This is a genomic window from Lysinibacillus sp. NPDC092081 (assembly GCF_044755845.1).
In the GTDB taxonomy this organism is placed as follows: domain Bacteria; phylum Bacillota; class Bacilli; order Bacillales_A; family Planococcaceae; genus Lysinibacillus.
The window spans coordinates 41,768-60,517 of record NZ_JBIVRU010000022.1 but is presented as its reverse complement, the minus strand read 5'-3'; the positions used below and the strand labels follow the sequence as shown (position 1 = coordinate 60,517).

General features: G+C 35.9%; 18 protein-coding genes and 1 pseudogene. 16 read left to right on the top strand and 3 right to left on the bottom strand.

What is annotated here, in order from left to right; all coding sequences use genetic code 11:
- The first annotated feature begins 81 nt into the window (after positions 1-81).
- Positions 82-510 (top strand): GNAT family N-acetyltransferase, encoded by a 429-nt coding sequence (locus ACIQLB_RS21595; protein WP_400730570.1) that lies wholly within the window; start codon positions 82-84, stop codon positions 508-510.
- A gap of 256 nt (positions 511-766) precedes the next feature.
- Positions 767-1,111, top strand: coding sequence for a hypothetical protein (locus ACIQLB_RS21590; RefSeq protein WP_400730568.1), 345 nt, complete (start codon positions 767-769; stop codon positions 1,109-1,111).
- Positions 1,112-1,380: 269 nt separating this feature from the next.
- On the opposite strand, the pseudogene ACIQLB_RS21585 reads toward ACIQLB_RS21590, so the two are convergent.
- Positions 1,381-1,631: pseudogene (locus ACIQLB_RS21585) on the bottom strand (IS4 family transposase); the annotation flags it as partial.
- Positions 1,632-1,920: 289 nt separating this feature from the next.
- Here ACIQLB_RS21585 and ACIQLB_RS21580 point away from each other — a divergent pair.
- From ACIQLB_RS21580 to ACIQLB_RS21525, 12 genes are all read left to right on the top strand, one after another.
- Positions 1,921-2,469 carry a hypothetical protein gene (locus ACIQLB_RS21580; protein WP_370046729.1) on the top strand — a complete coding sequence of 183 codons (549 nt, stop codon included), beginning with the start codon at positions 1,921-1,923 and terminating at the stop codon, positions 2,467-2,469.
- A 451-nt stretch (positions 2,470-2,920) separates the two neighbouring features.
- Positions 2,921-3,982 carry a suppressor of fused domain protein gene (locus ACIQLB_RS21575; RefSeq protein WP_400730567.1) on the top strand — a complete coding sequence of 354 codons (1,062 nt, stop codon included), beginning with the start codon at positions 2,921-2,923 and terminating at the stop codon, positions 3,980-3,982.
- Between the two features lie 278 nt (positions 3,983-4,260).
- Positions 4,261-4,695 carry a GNAT family N-acetyltransferase gene (locus tag ACIQLB_RS21570; protein WP_400730565.1) on the top strand — a complete coding sequence of 145 codons (435 nt, stop codon included), beginning with the start codon at positions 4,261-4,263 and terminating at the stop codon, positions 4,693-4,695.
- Between the two features lie 10 nt (positions 4,696-4,705).
- On the top strand, positions 4,706-5,185 hold the full coding sequence (locus ACIQLB_RS21565) for a nucleoside 2-deoxyribosyltransferase (RefSeq protein ID WP_400730563.1): 480 nt from the start codon (positions 4,706-4,708) through the stop codon (positions 5,183-5,185).
- Positions 5,186-5,197: 12 nt separating this feature from the next.
- A complete protein-coding gene (locus ACIQLB_RS21560; RefSeq protein WP_400730561.1) occupies positions 5,198-5,515 on the top strand; it encodes a YbjQ family protein in 318 nt (105 codons plus the stop codon).
- Positions 5,516-6,077: 562 nt separating this feature from the next.
- Positions 6,078-7,055 (top strand): helix-turn-helix transcriptional regulator, encoded by a 978-nt coding sequence (locus ACIQLB_RS21555; protein ID WP_400730559.1) that lies wholly within the window; start codon positions 6,078-6,080, stop codon positions 7,053-7,055.
- A 509-nt stretch (positions 7,056-7,564) separates the two neighbouring features.
- A complete protein-coding gene (locus ACIQLB_RS21550) occupies positions 7,565-9,253 on the top strand; it encodes an AAA family ATPase (RefSeq protein WP_400730557.1) in 1,689 nt (562 codons plus the stop codon).
- A 517-nt stretch (positions 9,254-9,770) separates the two neighbouring features.
- A complete protein-coding gene (locus ACIQLB_RS21545; protein WP_400730555.1) occupies positions 9,771-10,295 on the top strand; it encodes a TetR/AcrR family transcriptional regulator in 525 nt (174 codons plus the stop codon).
- A gap of 90 nt (positions 10,296-10,385) precedes the next feature.
- Positions 10,386-10,808 carry a DUF3995 domain-containing protein gene (locus tag ACIQLB_RS21540; RefSeq protein WP_400730553.1) on the top strand — a complete coding sequence of 141 codons (423 nt, stop codon included), beginning with the start codon at positions 10,386-10,388 and terminating at the stop codon, positions 10,806-10,808.
- Between the two features lie 41 nt (positions 10,809-10,849).
- Complete coding sequence (locus tag ACIQLB_RS21535; protein WP_400730551.1) at positions 10,850-11,461, top strand: histidine phosphatase family protein; 612 nt, start codon at positions 10,850-10,852, stop codon at positions 11,459-11,461.
- A gap of 90 nt (positions 11,462-11,551) precedes the next feature.
- Positions 11,552-12,391, top strand: coding sequence for a D-alanyl-D-alanine carboxypeptidase family protein (locus ACIQLB_RS21530; RefSeq protein ID WP_400730549.1), 840 nt, complete (start codon positions 11,552-11,554; stop codon positions 12,389-12,391).
- A 469-nt stretch (positions 12,392-12,860) separates the two neighbouring features.
- A complete protein-coding gene (locus ACIQLB_RS21525) occupies positions 12,861-14,126 on the top strand; it encodes a polysaccharide deacetylase family protein (protein WP_400730547.1) in 1,266 nt (421 codons plus the stop codon).
- Positions 14,127-14,188: 62 nt separating this feature from the next.
- Here the strand turns inward: ACIQLB_RS21525 and gltS are convergent, their stop codons facing one another.
- A complete protein-coding gene (gltS, locus tag ACIQLB_RS21520; protein WP_400730545.1) occupies positions 14,189-15,373 on the bottom strand; it encodes a sodium/glutamate symporter in 1,185 nt (394 codons plus the stop codon).
- Entirely contained in the window at positions 15,370-16,335 is a 966-nt protein-coding gene (gene hutG / locus ACIQLB_RS21515; protein ID WP_400730543.1) for a formimidoylglutamase, read from the bottom strand. Before hutG ends, gltS begins: the two co-directional genes overlap by 4 nt.
- Before the next feature lie 139 nt (positions 16,336-16,474).
- Here hutG and ACIQLB_RS21510 point away from each other — a divergent pair, with 139 nt between their 5' ends.
- The gene (locus tag ACIQLB_RS21510) at positions 16,475-17,362 is read left to right on the top strand and encodes a LysR family transcriptional regulator (protein WP_400730541.1); all 888 of its coding nucleotides are present in this window, start codon (positions 16,475-16,477) and stop codon (positions 17,360-17,362) included.
- Positions 17,363-17,931: 569 nt separating this feature from the next.
- Positions 17,932-18,243, top strand: a complete 312-nt coding sequence (locus ACIQLB_RS21505) for a helix-turn-helix domain-containing protein (RefSeq protein ID WP_400730600.1) — start codon at positions 17,932-17,934, stop codon at positions 18,241-18,243.
- The last annotated feature ends 507 nt before the right edge of the window (positions 18,244-18,750 follow it).

Below are 18,750 nucleotides of genomic sequence, written 5' to 3'. Positions count from 1 at the left end.
GTATTCATCTTTAATTTGATGGTTAAATATAGTTAATCAACACGTCTATATTTAAAGAAATGACAAATTGGGGGATGAAAAATGGTGTTACTTAAATATGAAGTAGAGGAAAACGAGCTAACAATGTTAAAAGAAGTTTATCAATCAGTTGGATGGATGAAACATGACGAACGTATAATAAAAAAAGTTTTCAATGCAAGTACACACCAAGTTTTCGCAGTAAAAGATCATCAAATTGTAGGTTTTGCGAGAGCTCTTTCAGATGGCATATTTAATGCTGCTATTTATGATGTTGTAGTACATAAAGATTATCAAGGAAGAGGGATAGCTAGAACTCTTTTAGAGGACATCATTCACCAATTAGAAGATGTTTCTTGTATTCAGCTGATTGCAACAACAGGAAATGAACCTTTTTACGAAAAGATTGGCTTTAAAAAGTTGAAAACGGGTATGGCCATTTACAAAAATCCGCAACTAGCCGAGGAGTATTTGGAAAGCAATAATCCTTGAGGAGGAGAATACAAAAAAAGCTGTAGCGTACGGTATCGCTACAGCTCAATTTGACTTGCTTAGGTTAGTCAGTAAAGCGATTATATCATACAATAGGGCAAACTAAAAATAACAACAGCAGAATTGATGAAGTATTTAAACACAAAAAAATCACACCTCCAAACAATGCCAGAGAGTTAGAAATAATAAATGAATTTGATGACTTAGAACTATAGTTGTTAATATATTTCATATACCCAAAAGGAGGAAATAAGTCATGCGTAATGTAAAGGGGTTAATGGGGATTCTTTCGATTTCTGTATTAATGCTGATCGGCTGTTCGTCTTCTTCATCGCCAGATTGGGTATATAACTTTGTTGTTTGGGATGACTATATGTATGTAGTCAGTGACGAATATACTGAAAATGTTGGGAATGTGTTAGGTGAAGTAACTAAATATTCTGATCAAGAAGCAATATATGATGGAAACTTTTCAAATCATTATAGAGAAGGAACAAAATATTATAAAATTAAGGAAGTAAGTACTTCTGAAGTGATTGCTATTCAAGAAGGGGATAGCTTTCGCATTGCGAATCGCGAAGGGAAATATAGATTAAAATAACATATCATCTTCATTACGTACTATTTAACGTTAAAGTTGATGTGTTATTTGTATGTGTTTATATACAAAGGGGAGAGTGGGAAAAGCTACTCTTTTCTTTGTTGAGCAATATACCTTATTAGGCTTAGAAGATAGAATACGAAAACGACCCTTTTTAAATTTTCATCAAAAAGTAATGCACTAATATATTCTAAAAAATCCTCACTGTAACTTTTAATAATTTTTTATCTTTCTCCCATCACTATCGTCGTATGAATATATCCATATTTTCACAAGGACGCTTTTAGGAAACGGCTAATTTGTAAGGTCGTTTGTGAACTGTTGATAGCTAGCTGCGCCAACATGTTCAAGCAGTACACAATCATGGCTATGTATACTTGATTGTGCACAGCCTGCTTATATTGCTTATATTTTTGATGTTCAAATGCTGCGTCATCCATTTGAAAAATAGTTCAATCTCCCCGTCGTGATTTGTGCCTGCATCCAATTCAAACCGATTGGTCAATAAATGCAGCTCATTGTTCTACTGCATTTGTGAGCACACGAACAGTCTTTTATAAATACCGGGCGATAAAATCATCTGGACTGCAAATTTCTCCACATAAGAATAGAAATAGCTTCATATAAATAAAGATAGCGAAAAAATAGATTCCTACAATCAATGGATTTATAAATTTAAAGAAGTTAAGTTTTTACTAAGAAAAAACTTAACTTCTTTAGATATACGTATAAAAAAGGGGAATTAATGAAACTATTTGAATATTTAAAACGTATTTCTAGTAGGGAAGAATATTGAAGTAGGTGAAGGAATGGCATACACCATTTACATAGTATTAACAAAAACAGGTACATTATTATCTAAAGCTATAGGCATGTATACTGGAAAAGAGATGAATCATGCGTCCATTGCTTTTGATGAGGAACTTTTTGAAATGTATAGCTTTGGACGTAGACAATTAAACAATCCTTTAAGTGGGGGTTTTTTGCAAGAAGATGCAGAAAGAGGGCTATTTGAAACAGCTGATTGTGTCATTTATCGCTGTAGAATATCCCACTATCAATACTTAGAGATGATGAAAATCGTACGTTATATGTATTGGAATCGTGATCGCTATAAATATAATTTTATCGGGCTCTTTGGCGTTATGATGCAAAAGGAGGTACGAAGAGAGCGTGCTTATTTTTGCTCACAATTTGTAGCGACTCTTTTAAAGGTTGGTGGGCTGAAAGTTTATCAAAACCCAGCATTAATGACACCTCACTGTGTCGCACAATTACCTTATTTAGAAAAAGTATATGCTGGGAAGCTTGCAGATTATTTACAAAGCGTACGTTCACCAGCAATGTTATACGGTTAAGGCGAAACCTCGAATTATTCTAATTAATTTTTATCCATGCTATCATAACGCCTCGGCGTATCTAGATATCCACCGAGGCTTCATACCTTATGGTCGTTCTAGGCCACTGTCACTACAGATTGTCAAAAGGCGTGGTAGCTTAAGTTCCACAAATTTACTCGAAGTCCACCACCGATTAATGAAAATATATCTATTCTGTTATAAAATTAAAGGTAGTCAAGTTGGGTATTATTCTCTTTAGAGTATATTATATACTTTATAGTAGAATTCTAAAGGATGATTATAAAGTAAAAAAATACATAACGAAAAATAAATAGTTTTGTAGAAATGCTAGGTATGGGAGGAGAAGGACGAGCATCTTGGTGACCTGGCAGCCTGAAAGACCAAAGAAACGAGTCCGTAGATTACCTTAAACGTTCGAAAACCGAAAAATACATAGGAGGCGTTATTGATGAGCGAAGAAGTAAATGCATTTGGTTGGGATGCGATTGATCAGGAATTATTAAAAGTTTATGGAGCACAGGAGCCGAAGCATTATGGCACTGTTATTCCATATTTATTAGGGGGCGAAGATCCGCTTGAAGGAATTAGTGTCTATAAGAGTGAGACACCAGTTCCACACTGGCATTTTGTAACTTATGGATTTTCCGAGTTGTATGAAAAAGAATCAGAGGATGCTGAATACAGCGGATATGGGTTTGAGTTAACATTTCGTCTTGCTCGAAATGAAGATGAGGAGGAGCCACCAGCGTGGGCGTTAAATTTGCTGCAAAACATGGGAAGATATGTTTTTGACAGTGGCAATGTTTTCAGAGCAGGCGATTATTTGGATGCTAATGGTCCAATCTGCGAAGGCGTTGATACGCTTTTAACGGCGCTTGCATATAAGTTAGATCCCGAGTTGCCTGCTATTGATACACCAAATGGACAAGTGGAGTTTATTCAAATGGTAGGTATTACAGGCGATGAGCTTGAGGCGATGCAAACTTGGACTACTATTGGTGTACTAAATGCAGGTCTAGAATATATCCCGAGCTATGTTACGGACTTATCTCGTGCATCTCTTTTACAGATTTCATCCATTGCCGAAGCGGTAGAAAAAGGAATGGCGGAAGAAGGCTCAAATACCGGCTATTTATTTGTGGACCAACTAGCTTGGGAGCAGGGGAAAAAGGGAGTGTTCAGCAAACAGCCTAATAAGTTAACGCTGGGGGCAAAGCAAGCAGGAATAATCGGTAAACTATTACGCGGGCGAATTTTAAAAGGGAAAAGGTTAGCCTTAGTTGGTCGAGAAATCCGAATTGTATTTGAGCCAGGAGAAAAATGTGGGTATAGCGTGGAGGAAGCGGATGTTACCATAGCTTTAAATGAAAAGGCAGTTATGGAACTCAATCAAAATTTGATGCCACAAGAAAAAGAATTTGAATTATCTTCTATACCGGGGCTTTCACTCCTAATTGAAAAAACGTATATTAAAGATCAGCAAGGAAATGTTGTGGAAACAATCGGATGATTGAATATATCTCTCCCGCTAAAACGAACAGTATATCCAAATGATGTGACTTTGGGTTCGTATAAAAGTGGGAGATTTTATTATTAACCAGAACCGTTTGAATCAGATTAAATACCGCAAGCTTCTTTTAAGAGAATAACAAAAAGAAATCTGATTTCAATCCATACGGAATCCTCATTTGAAACTTTTCTTAGAAAACTAACTATACGGCAATGTTCAACCTTATAGTTAAACCTTTTCTGCTATAATTAATGATTGTAGAGATTGGGGTGATAAAAATGCATATCGTTACAATGGAAGGCGTGCCATATGATTGGTTGAAGCAATTACAGGAGATTCATGCACATGTATTTGATGGGGCAAATCTACCACTAGAAAAACTTGAAAGTAAAGAAGGACTCATTTGTTTATTAGCAGTAGAAAATGAAGATATCATAGGCTTTAAACTAGGCTACACACATCCGGATGGCGTTTTTTATAGCTGGTTAGGTGGTGTCCATGAAAAGAAACGTGGTCAAGGAATCGCCAGTCAATTAATGAGGCGACAGCATGAATATCTACAGGCACTTGGCTTTAATAAAGTTCGTACATATGGTAGAAATGAGCGAAAAGCAATGCTTATCACAAATCTTAAACACGGATTTGATATTGTCTCAACTTTTGTAGATAAAAAAGATCGACATAAGATAGTATTTGAAAAAACATTGGAATAGGAGTTTTATGATGAAGGCATACTTAGCAAATGGATTATTTTCTTTAGGAGATCGTTTAGTCAACGAGCAGCTCGCTGCGGCAATTAGAGAGGCAGTACCAGGTATTGAATTATATGTGCCACAGGAGAATGATGCAATAAATGATAAAACGTCTTATGCAGATAGTTTGGCAATTGCGCAAGCAGATTTAGAGATGCTGCAAAATAGTGATGTATTAGTAGCCGTTTTAGATGGTGTTGAAATTGATTCTGGTGTGGCAGCAGAGATTGGTGCATTTGCGATGCTGAATCAACCAATCGTAGGTGTATTTACAGATGTTCGTCAACAAGGTCGGGATAATATGATGAAAATAGAGGCACTTGTACGCGACGGAATTGAAAATCAGTTTGTGTATCGTAATTTATTTGTTATTGGCTTAATTAAGCGCAATGGAGTTATTACAACTTCTATTGCTGAAGCAGTTAAAGCCATTGAAAAATATAAAAAATAGGAGGAGTTTTGTATGTTACTATCAACAACAGATATTGTAGCGGGAAAAGAAATTGTAGAAACTATAGGTTTAGTAAAAGGTAATTCGGTACAATCGAGAAATATTGGTCGTGATATGATGGCTGGACTTCGCAATATTGTCGGAGGAGAGATGAAGGAGTATGCAGAAATGCTCACTCGTTCTCGAGAGATTGCCACACAAGCTATGGAAGAAGAAGCCAGACAACTAGGAGCAAATGCAATTGTTGCGGTAAGATTTTCAACATCATCTGTCATGGACGGCACATCAGAAGTACTAGCATACGGAACTGCAGTAAGAGTAAAGGAATAATCCGCTAAAGATTTTAATCAAGATTTTTACTTATGTTTAAAAACAAAATGGTCAATGGGATTTTGTGAATGTTGCCCTTAAAATGAGAGTAATCTCCGTTTCAGACTACTCACTTTGGCACAGATATAATGTTGAAATTTCGTTTTATCACAATTAATTCTATGTGAAGTGGTTGATTGGAGTGGAGGCTGGGCGACTCCTTCGTGACCAACATCGTGTTGGACCGAGACCCTGCAGCGAAGCGAAGCGGCTCATCGAACGCCCCCAGGAAAGCGCCCAGCCGGAACGGAAATCAACCCCTAGCTTTGCCTAAGGGTCAGACTTTATTCAATGTGACACCTTATTTCATTGACATAATAGTGAAGGACTTCAATCACCAAGGTTGAAGTCCTTTTTATCTGCAAATGAGGGATTAACTGTAAAAATCAAGTGAATTATAACAAAAGTATAGTATGTAGTGCCAATAATACCAATAATATAGAAATTTAGTAGTTAAAAGGACTAATAGTGTCCAACTCTTTTTGTATAATAGAGAAGTAACTTTGAAGAGAGAGTGGGATATATGGTAGATTCACAACAAAATAAAGGCTATCGCGTCATTTCGATGTTTGACAGACTGATGGATGGTCAAGGGATTAACAAAAAACAAGAAGCATTTACACATAATGTTGGTGAAAAAACCATACAACGGGATTTGAATGAAATTCGGGGGTATCTGGAAAAAGCTAAATTAGATTGCCATTTAGAATATGTGCGGACAGAAAATGTGTACAGGCTGACAAATAAAGGGGAAAGTATTTTATCGAAGGAGCAAGTTTTAGCGATTGTTAAAATTCTCATTGAATCAAGAGCACTGCTAAAATCAGAAATGAGCGATATTATAGATAAGCTTATTTCAATTGTTGCGGCCGATAAGCAGGAGTTTATTCATAATATTATTTTAAACGAAAAGCATTTGTACGTAGATTTAAATCATAAAAAGTCTCTATTGCATTTAATTTGGGTTCTTTCAGAGGCGGTTCAAAAAAAGAAAATCATTAAAATTGATTATTTACGTGAAGGCGAAACAATTCCTACAGAAAAGATTTTAAAACCACTCGCCGTCATTTTCGCAGAATACTACTTTTATTTAATTGCTTATGATAATAAGCACGAAAAGGATTTGCCTATTGTCTATAGAGTCGACCGAATACAACATTTTCTTGAGCTTGATAAAAAATTTCAAATACCATATGCCGAACGTTTTCAAGAAGGAGAATTTCGCAAACGTATTCAGTTTATGCATGCTGGCGAGCTAATGAGTATGAAATTTATCTTTAAAGGAGCATCCCCGCAAGCTGTGTTAGATCGTTTACCAACAGCAAAAATAGTATCCAAAAAAGATGGGCAATATTTATTTGAAGCAGAAGTTTTTGGACATGGTATTAAAATGTGGCTGCTGAGCCAAGGAGCAAACATTGAAGTGCTAGAGCCAATTGAGCTTAGAGAAGAGATCATTGAAACGATTCAATCGATGCAGCAAAATTATCGCTACATATAAAAAGCTATCCTAAAGTTTAAAGTAAAAATCCGCGTAGAATCGAAGCGGATTTTTACCGTTTAAGAATGATTTATATCTTAAAAAACATCCTCGAAAAGGCCGGGCCAAATTAATATCATCTAAATCTTGTAATCTTTCATATGCTTTCCTCATATAAATAAATGTTTTGAGTCATCTAATCGTATGCCATTTTCACGTTTATCATTAATACGTAACGATAACTAATAAGCCCCATCATTATCAGAATTGGAAAAATAGACTTTTCAAAGCGCGGCTGATATTCAAATTGCTACATCTGTAATTATGATTGTTTTGTTATCAGAGGAACGAATCAATTCAATTTCATTAATTTACTTACTATCAAGTCGTTGAATCGCCGGTTAAAAATATTTAGGATACCGAGTAATATTTAATAATGTTAAACCCATTAAATTCTAAAAATTCGCACATATACATTCTTTTCCACGTTATAATTGAGCATATACTGAATGGATAAAGGGTGGAATTAAATGATATATAATCACGAAGAAAAAGAGATATTGTATCCAGATGGTACATTAATGTATCGTGGCGGTGTGAAGAAAAATGACTTTGGTCATGACATTTATGATGGAGAGGGGACGCTATTTGACCAAGAAGGTGAACTGTTATTCGAGGGAGAATTCGTCAATCATATGAAGCAAGGTAACGGCATTATGTATTTAAAAGGACAAATGATTTATCAGGGCGAATTTATTCAAAATAAAAAACAAGGTGATGGTATTTTATATAAGGAAAATCAGATATATTACGAGGGACATTTTCGTAATGATTTAATGGAAGGTTACGGTATTTTGTATTATGAAGAAGATGTTATTGTCCCATTTAAAGAGCTTCGTGTACAGTATCCGCAATTAAATCAGCCACAATATGAGGGTGATTTTGTCCATGGCATGAAGAAAGGCAAGGGAAAACAATACTATCCAAGTGGTTTTTTACAATATGAAGGTGATTTTATATGGAATCATATGCAAGGTGCAGGAAAGCTTTACTATGCACCAGAATCGCCAAGTGCTGAGGAGCTTGCAATTGGTGTAACATCCCTTCAGTATGAGGGTTATTTCTTTGAGGATATGAAGCATGGAAAAGGTAAGAACTATACTAGTCAAGGTGTGCTAGTATCGAAAGGGCAATTTAAAGAGGATGCTATGACAGGACACGGTACGCTTTATTATGCTAATGGACAGGCTTCCTATATCGGTGAACTTGTAAATGGAGAAAAGCACGGTCGAGGAGATTATTTTAATGAAGAGGGAAAAATTATTTATAGCGGTGAATTTATTAACGGTGAACGTTTACGAATCACACCAGAAATAGAGCGAGAGATTGAAAAATTACAAAAGCAACTTGATGGACTTGTAGGACTTCCAAATGCCAAAAAGGAATTACATAATCTTATTAATTTCATTAAAATTCAAAGCTTGCGTGTCGACCATGGTTTAACAAGCTTCCCAATAACATATCATCTAGTATTCTCTGGAAATCCAGGTACAGGAAAAACAACGGTGGCGCGTATAATAGGCCAAATATATAAGCATCTTGGTGTACTTTCAAGCGGGCATTTTGTGGAAACAGATCGTGCAGGGTTAGTGGCAGGATATGTTGGCCAGACAGCTTTGAAGGTTCAGGAAGTTGTGAATAAAGCAAGGGGCGGCGTGCTTTTTATAGATGAAGCTTATTCACTCATCAATGATAAACAGGACGCATTTGGTAAAGAAGCGATTGATAGCCTATTAAAGTCGATGGAGGATTTACGCGATGATTTAGTTGTGATCGTTGCTGGTTATACAGAGCTTATGGAGGAATTTCTGCTAGCCAATCCAGGTTTTAAATCGCGCTTCAATCATTTTGTGCAGTTTGATAATTTTAGCACAGATGAGCTTTATGATATTTTTGCCATGCTATGTAAAAATAATGATTATCAGTATGGTGAAGTATTTGCACACCATATGAAGGAGCAATTGCATCAAATTCCAGTCGAATCAATTCCAAACTTTTCGAACGGTCGTTATATCCGAAACTTATTTGAAAAGCTCGTGACCATTCAATCTAACCGCCTAATTCAACAGAAAAATATTACGAAAGAAGAATTAATGGAGTTTACAGAGAAAGATATTTTACTAGGCATTGCTGAACGTCTATTTGATAATACATTTTAACTTCTTTCAGCGGGTGTCCAAACACCCGCTGAAATAGAGGAACTCAGTCTAAGAACGCCAAGTCCCGTGGCAATTTATCTGTGCGAAAGCGCAGCGGAAGCAACAACACATGACTGAGTGACCAACATCTGTTGCTGCCGCTGCGTTAGCACTGCGCTTTCGCACAAAAAACATCTGCAGGCCTAAGCACAAAGCCGATTCCGGACGCATTGTGCCGAGGCATAATTGATAAGTTGTCATTGAGGTCAAGGAATTAATAAAACTTGACCTTAGCTGTGGACAAAAGAATAAATATGATCAATAAAATGAAAAAAGGAGAGAAAGATGAAAAAACTTTTAGCTATTATATTGGTAGGCGCTTGTATTTTACCAAGGGTAATGACTATAAATATTACGATTGACAATAACATTAAAGTTCATAAAAATAAATAAATTGAATTTGAATAATTGACAAAAAATGAAATTAGTAGTAACCTAACACAAAACATACGCTACCGTATCTTACTGGAGAGATGACATGCAATTAACGAGAGAAGATTGGATAAAAGCAGGATTACAACAATTAGCTGATGAAGGAATCCATAAAGTTCGCATCGAAGCACTCGCTCGATTACTAAAAATAAGTAAAGGAAGCTTTTATCACTATTTTCGTGACCATCAAGAGTTGTTAGATTCTATGGTCGACTATTGGGAAATACATGCAACAAAGCTGATTGTTCAAAGTATGGAGCAACAGGATGCCTCATTAGAACAGCTATTACAGATTAGTTTTAATCGAAATAAAAAGATGGAGATTGGTATTCATACTTGGGCTAAATACGACTCTGTTGTTGCAGCACGTTTAGTGGATATTGAAGAACAAAGAATTTCTTGTGTTGCGAAATTGTATCAAAAAAAGGGCATAGACAATGCTGAATCGATTGATAGAGCGAGACTTGCCTATTTAACGTATGTAGGATGGATGACAAGGTATGAAGAAAATCCTAATTTTAATATTGATAAAATAGTCGAGCTTTTAATACACGATAATAAATGTCCCTAATATGGTTATACAACCTGAAGGGACAAAATTATTCTCATAACATACGGTGGTGTATGTTTTAGGGAAGCGACATTGGAGGTAAATAAATAGATGAAATCAATTTTATCAATATTAGCTGTAGGGTCTCTGTGGTTTATCAGTTTTTTGCATATGTATTGGGCATTTGGAGGTCGATGGGGTTCTACAGCTGTTCTCCCAGTAAAAGAGGGAGAGCATAAACCTGCATTTACTCCGAGAAAATGGGGAACATTATTCGTAGCCATTCTTATTCTATTTGCTAGTATCATTATCGTTGTTCAATGTGATTATTTGCAGAGTTTTCAAGCAAATAGTTTATCAAAAATCGGAAGTATTGTCTGTGCTATAGTTTTTATTGTTCGGGCGATTGGTGATTTTAATTATGTTGGGTTTTTTAAAAAAATAAAACATTCACTGTTTGCTAAATACGATACTTGGATCTACAGTCCATTATGTTTGTTCTTTGGATTTGTTTATATCATTCTATTGTTTTAAAATGAGTGACAGTGGGGGAGAAATTATAGGGGGAAACAATATTGAATCAAACGATATACTTACTTCGTCATGGTGAAACTGAATTTAATACACTAGGACGGTACCAAGGAGAGCTCGATTCGCCATTAACAGAAATGGGTGTAAATCAAGTACAGCAAAATGCACAAATGCTGAAAAGCTTAATTGGAAATTCTAATGAATGGAAAGTTTTTTCTAGCCCATTAGGAAGAGCCATGCAAAGCACTGAAATAATTTGTGAAACAATTGGATATGATTTGAAGAATGTTGAAAAAGATGAACGATTAACCGAGGTTGCAGTGGGACAATGGGCTGGGTTAACAACGAAAGAAATTGAAAGTTCTTGGCCAAATCTTTTTCATAACACAGACGTGTATAATTGGTATTTTAATGCGCCTAATGGAGAAGCTTATGACGCGGTAGTGAACAGACTAAGTGCATGGCTAGAAGACATTCAACATATACCGAAAGTTATTGTTGTTTCACATGGTCTAACAGGTCGTATTTTACGAGGAGTATATGCGGATTTAAAAAAGGAAGATGCACTGAAGCTAGAAGTATCTCAGGATGTATTTTTTAAATTAGCGAATAAAACGATAACGAGAATTTGTTCAGATTTCGATGATTTTTATTAATCAAAAATCAACTTTAAGAATTTCTTCATAAATTTCCAACAGGAATATTCATAAATGCCTCCTATTATAATGAGTGGGGGGCGTTTTTTTATGAAAAAATTTGTCTTATTTTGTTTTATATGTGCGGCTGCATTCTTTTTTTATTATACAAATGACACAACAACGGAACAGGCGCAAATAGAGCTACCTTCATTGCATAGTAAAAATGCTTTGCTGCTGAATGAAAAAGGAGATGTATTATACGAAAAAAATGCAGATGACATTATTTATCCTGCATCATTAACGAAAATTATGACAGCGATTGTTGCCATTGAAATGACTACTGATTTGCAGAAGCAAACAATCGTTAAACCACAAACGATTTCTAAATTTACTGCTCAAAATGCTTCCATGGCGGGCTTTAAGGCAGGAGATTTTGTAACGATAGAGGATTTATTATATGGCACACTGCTTGCTTCTGGGGCGGATGCTACAGGAACACTTGCGGATGCGATGGCAGGTAGTGAAGAAGCATTTGTGACATTAATGAATAATAAAGCGCATGAATTAGGGTTAAACGATACCCATTTTGTCAATGTCAGCGGATTACATGATCCCGCTCATGTCTCCAGTGTCCGTGATATAAGTAAGCTATTTCGTTATGCCATTAAAAATCCTACCTTTTATCAAATTTTGACTTCGAAAAGTTATATGACTCATGTCCCAAATGAATTAACGATAACAAGCTCACTTTTAGCGAAAGTACCAGGTGGAGAAGGTGCAATATTGGGAGGAAAAACAGGCTACACACCTGAAGCTGGTCTTTGCTTAGCCTCTATTATCGAAAAAGAAGGTAAACAATATATTTTTGTGACGACTAATGCAAATGGGCAGGCTTGGACACCACCGTTCCATATTGAGGATGCTCTTACAGTGTACGATGCGCTATAAGAGGGAAAAATATGAAAAAAATAATAACTTTTCAATCGTTTCAATCGTCTTATGAATAGGGTATGCTGCGCAAGCACCCGAAAAAGGCGTCTTGGGAGCCTTTGACAAATGAAAGTTGGCAAAATTGCTAACACGGTATTCATGTTTGGGATACAATCAATCATTTTCATTTAAGTGGGGAGATGTTACGTGCCAATAAAATAATGGGTTTTCATCATCTATTGCCAACGCGATCACAGTGGAATTTTATGAAGAAAAGGTGAAAGACTTTTTAGAAAAACATTAACAATATGCCGTTAATTCTAGCTACCCAAAAACGTTAATAATGAATTTTTTATTCACAAAAACTAGTTGATTCCTACTATTTCCTGGTAGAATTTATTATTCTATAATTAGAGTCGAATCCTATACTTTTATGAAAAAAACATATGAGAAAAGACATCTGTGATGAAAAGGGCGGTGTAGAACAATGAAAAAACTTTTACCCTATGCTATTATTTTGACTTTTTTAATCAGTTTTGTGTTTGTAGGTAATACTTCTGCAAATGCTGAGGGAACACCAGCTATTCAATCAGTAGCTAATGACACAACAGTTTATGTAGAACCTTCCGTAGAAAGTGCCGTCATCGGTCAAATAGCGAAGGGTAGTTATGTAACAGCTACACCAGTAAGTGAGGAATGGACTCGAATTAAAGTGCAACAGCTAGAGGGATATGTAGAAACGGCAGCATTAGTGAGCCTTACATCTGAAAAATATGTAGTGACGAAAAAAGATGGAACAACTTTATTTACATATCCTAGTCCAAGCGCACAAAAAGCCGGACAGATTTACGAAAATAGTATGATCTTTGTATATGGATCAGCACCTGGAGGTTGGTCATTTGTCCAATATGGTCATCAAACAGGTTATGTTGCAACGAATTCTTTAAAAGAACCTGTTGCGACAAAAAAACGAGTAAATGCTGCTAATGGCGCTGTCCTTCGTTTAACTGCTAGCGCAAATGGTGAGGTTCTTGGTACACTTGCCAATAAAACAGTTGTCCAGCAATATACAACGCTAGCAGGCTGGGCCTATGTAGAAGTAGGTGAACAAAAGGGCTATGTGAAAGCTTCAGAGCTGGCAAATATCCAAATAGCTGATAACAAAGTATACAATAAAGGTGTACCAGTAGCGAAAGGGGAAAAAAAGCGTGTGGCTTTAACATTTGATGATGGGCCAGATGCAAAAGTTACCCCACAAGTTTTAGCGATTTTAAAGAAATATGATGCGAAGGCTACATTTTTTATGGTTGGGCAAAATGTCTCTAAAAATCCAGCAGTCGTAAAGCAAATTTATGAGGCTGGCCATGAAATAGGCAATCATACATGGGACCATGCAAAGTTAACAGCCTTAACAACAGCAAATGTTAAACAAGAGGTTGATCGAACTAGCAATGCAATTTATGCTGCAATCGGTCAGTATCCAACGGTTTTCCGTCCACCATATGGTGCAACGAATGACAAAGTTCGTTCTGTTATGACGATGCCTTCTATTCTATGGTCAATCGATACGCTAGATTGGAAGCATCGCAATGCTGATAAAATATTAACGTATGTGAAAGCGTCAGCGAAAGATGGCAGCATTATTTTAATGCATGATATTCATCAATCGACAGCAAATGGTTTGGAAAATGTCATTCTATACTTGCAAAAACAAGGCTACGAATTTGTAACTGTTAGTGAAATATTACAATAATCAATAAACCAAAAAAATAAGCCGAGCAACTGTCTAATTAAGACAATTGCTTGGCTATTTTATTATTTAAATAAATTGATCGTCGTAATAATAATTGGAATACCGAAGACGTCGATTAAAAACGCTCCTACAATGGGTACAACAAGAAATGCTTTTTGAGATGGACCGAAACGATGGACGACTGCTGACATATTGGCCATCGCATTTGGTGTTGCCCCTAAACCGTGTCCGGCAAAACCGGCAACCATAACCGCAGCATCGTAATTTTTTCCAAGTAACTTAAACAATACAAAAATACTAAATACGACAATGAAGAATACTTGTACGAAAACAATGATGAATAGTGGAAGTGCTAAATCAGCAATTTCCCATAATTTAATACTCATGAGCGCCATTGAAAGGAAGACACCTAATGTCACATCGCCGATTAAAGAAATGCTCTTCATGTTAATCGCTTCAGGTTTTACTTTATCCAAAATATTGCGCACTAGTACAGCTACAAACATTGAACCAACATAGCCAGGTAGTACAAAACCAGTAGCTTCTGAGAATAATGTTCCAACATATGTACCTACAGCCATACAGAACGTAATTAATAATACTTGTGTAAAGAATGAATCGGATGTAATTTGTTCATTTTTATTTTCAAAATCAACTTCTTCAGCTTCTTGTTCATCTGGTGTTAAATTATATTTACCAACTAAGTACTTTACAATAGGACCACCGATTAAGCCACCAGCAACTAAACCACATGTAGCCGCAGCCGCACCGATTGTCATGGCTGATGAAATACCTAAGTCTTCTAAAGTTTGTCCAAATGCTGCAGCGGCACCATGGCCACCTTCCATAGAAACAGCACCAGCCATCATACCGATTAATGGATGAATACCCATTAGCGATGCAAGAGATACACCAATAACATTTTGCATTAATGCTAGGAAACCACAAGCCAACCAATAAATAATTAATAATTTTCCACCAAGCTTCACAAGTTTAAAGCTTGCGCCTAAACCAATTGTTGTGAAGAAAGTAATCATAAATAAGCTTTGTAAAGACGTATCCAGCGAAATTTCTAATACGCCAGTTGTCTTTAGAATAGTTGCCAATGCGGCGAATAGTAAGCCACCAACAACAGGTGCTGGTATACAAAAACGTTTTAAAAAACCGACTTTATTGATAAGCCAGCCTCCCAATGCGAATAGTGCAACTGCTAGAAATACGGTTGTAATTTGATTAATTTCGATCATGTACCTTGTCTCCTAAGTAAGTGATTTAGTGCTTCATAAACAAAATAAGCACCTAGTTTAACTGTGCGCCCATTCTCATCCAGTGAAGGATTTACCTCACAAATATCAAAAGAATGTGTATTTGGATGTGAAGTGACTTGTTGAAGTATCATGCGTACAGTTTTTGGATCTAGTCCAAACGGTGATGGAGCACTAACACCCGGTGCACATGCAGCGTTTAGTACATCCATACAGAGCGTTAAGAGAATATAATCATGATTATCCATAAATTGCTGAAGATCATGTATGATTTGCGCTTTATTTTCTGACGTCATATTTTCTTCTAACACATAATTCACATGCAACTCATCGGCTTTATCAAACAGTTCTTTTGTATTGCCGAAACGTTGTATGCCTAAAACAAAGTAATCGGCATGTGGATCCTGTTCTAAAATCTGACGGAACATTGTGCCAGACGATGGTTGCTCATCATATGGTCGTAAATCGAAATGAGCGTCGATATTGACGATCCCGATTTTCGCATCTTTAGGTAACGCTCCACGAACGCCTAAATAATGTCCGTAAAGTGTTTCGTGTCCACCGCCAAGCACGACACATTGTATTTTTTTATTTAGCAATGTTTTGACAATTTCACCGAGCTCACGCTGTGCTTCTTCTAAAGCGTGGTTAAGACAAAGGACGTTACCAACATCTATAATTTGCTGTTCATCATTAAATGTCCAAGGTAAGCTAGATAATGATTCACGCAGAGCATTAGGTGCACTTGCTGCTCCTACACGCCCCTGATTACGACGTACACCTTCATCACATATAAAGCCCACAATTCCGGCATGCTGATTATCTGAAGCGCTTACATCATTAATAGGAATTCTTTTCACTTTTTGATGTAAACGGAAACTATCCGTATTAGTAGTTGAATCTATACGGCCTTTCCATTGTTTTTGATCTGTCATTGTATACATATCTTCATCGACTCCATTTCCAATATTATTCTAGTGAAAATATTGTTATGAATAAATTATATATTCACATAATTATTATTGCTAATATATAATTAATATTAATCTATAGCTTAAAACTATAAATGAGGAGGATGTTGTTGTGGATTTTAAACAATTACAATATTTTTTAGCAGTTGTGGAGCAAATGAATTTCTCGAAGGCAGCTGAAAAATTGCATATTTCTCAGCCTTCTCTAAGTAATGCTATTAAAAAATTAGAGCAAGAAATTGGCTCACCATTACTTGAAAGGAATACGAGAAATCTTCAATTAACAGAGGCAGGTGAGCTTTTATATGAACGAGCAAAAGCTATATTGAAAAACATGGAAGTTTTAAAAATAGAAATGGATGAGGTAATTGTTCGTGGCACAAGCGAAATAACGATAGGCGTTATGGAATCGATTAAGCATTGGCTGCCAAAAGTGATTACAGAGTATAAAAAAGAATATCCACAAATGATGATTCATCTAGTAGATATTTTAGGGAGTAAGCGTGTTGAAAAATCGCTTAAAAGCTATAAAACACATTTAATTATTACAAATCAGATCATGGATGATGAAGATCTCGAAGTTCACTGCTTATATGAAGAGCGACTTGTAGCTGTTTTACCATTACACCATCCGTTAGAAGAGAAGGAGAAGCTGACAATCTCAGATTTAAGTGAAGAGCCTTTTATTATAAGTACAGAGGGCTTTCAAACGAGACATGACATTTTAGATGCATTTGAAAAGGCAGAAAAAAACATTAATATCCAATTTGAAATTGAACGTTTTGAAACGGCTGTGTCTCTCGTTCGTGAAAATTTAGGGGTTACCATTCTACCTGAAAATTATTTAAAAGGTCCTACAGCTAAAACTATTGTACAAAAAGAAATAGATTGCCCCAATTTACGACGAAATGTTTATTTGGTGTACTTAAAAAATCGTCATTTACCTTTGGCTATTCACGAATTGCTTACTGATATTATGAAGGTAGGCAAAACACTTTAGACTATAGAAAGCTTAAACGACAACGCTTGAAAAAAGTAATCGTATTCTTGGGTTATGTTAAAAAATGGAACAAGAAGAAAGATGATTGTAGAAATGCTTGTTTCCGAAAAAAACTAACTTATCATAGTCTTCGGCTGTACAAGTTTTCTAAGTAAGTTTAAAGTTAAAGGCTAAAAAGAAGCAGATAAGAAACCTAACATCAGAGGAAGTTAAACAAACTATTAATGCTTGTCATACAAAGAGATTGTTCCGTTAACAGGCGCGATTATTTAGAGAAGCAGTTAAGAGGTTGATACATATTAATTAGTATCAACCTCTATTTTATATTACTTTTTATTACTTGCTATATAATACGATTTTATGTCTCCTTCCATATAAAATTTTTACTTCTAAAGCTACTGATATACAACATGAGAAAGGAACAATTACTCCGCAAGATATATCAAAAAATGAATGGGAAATCTTGATACTCTATAAATAAAGTTTGAGTTGTATAACTACGAAATTGTAATTAAAAAAACTATTATGTATGTGGGAGAAAACATACATGAGCCACTTACCTAGAAAACATTGCACGACAATCAAATTTTTCGAAATACCACTTTCATCGAATATTCCAATCCTCGGTTGGCATGACGGTAACCGAGTACATTCGGAATAGAAGATTGGCCAATGCTTCAGTTGCCTTGCTACACACAAGTGAACGCATTCTTGACATTGCTTTATATTATCAATTTGAATCACAAGAATCATTTACTAGAGCATTTAAAGAAGTATACAAGCTGCCACCTGCTAGTGGAAATCATCAATCAAAAATTAGGTTACACAAAGCAAACTATACAGAAAGTAAATACGATAACCTTTCGAGCCAGTCAGTATAACCATGTGACGGATAGTTATGAAAAGAAAAAACTCCGTCAACGTTGGAGTCAAATTGGAAGTCATCTCGTACAACGAGATTTATATAGTGCGTTTTTACTGATGAATAGTGATACAAATTTACAACAACCTAATCAAGACTTATGCAATAAAACGTTTACTACCTTTTTAGAGTTACACAATCAACATATAGAAGACTTGAAACAAGTAAAGAAATCATTCCCTCTTAGCATGGGTATCAAACAAATCAAGTGAGGGGTATTCCTCCGTAGGTAGAGCTACCTGCCTTCGTTAAAACTTATTGCCAACACAACATCGGTTGTGTAAATAAGAAAGTCTTATGGAACAGAAGATAAATCAAAGATGTTGTACACAGGACATGGCAACACCAACTGTGGAGAGCTTTGTAACGCTTCTTTTAAGTATATAAGAACCCCACTGCTTTAGCTGTGGGAGTAGTCAGCTTCTCAACTATTAGTAATTGTGAGTGTTTTAAATTAATTCCTCAG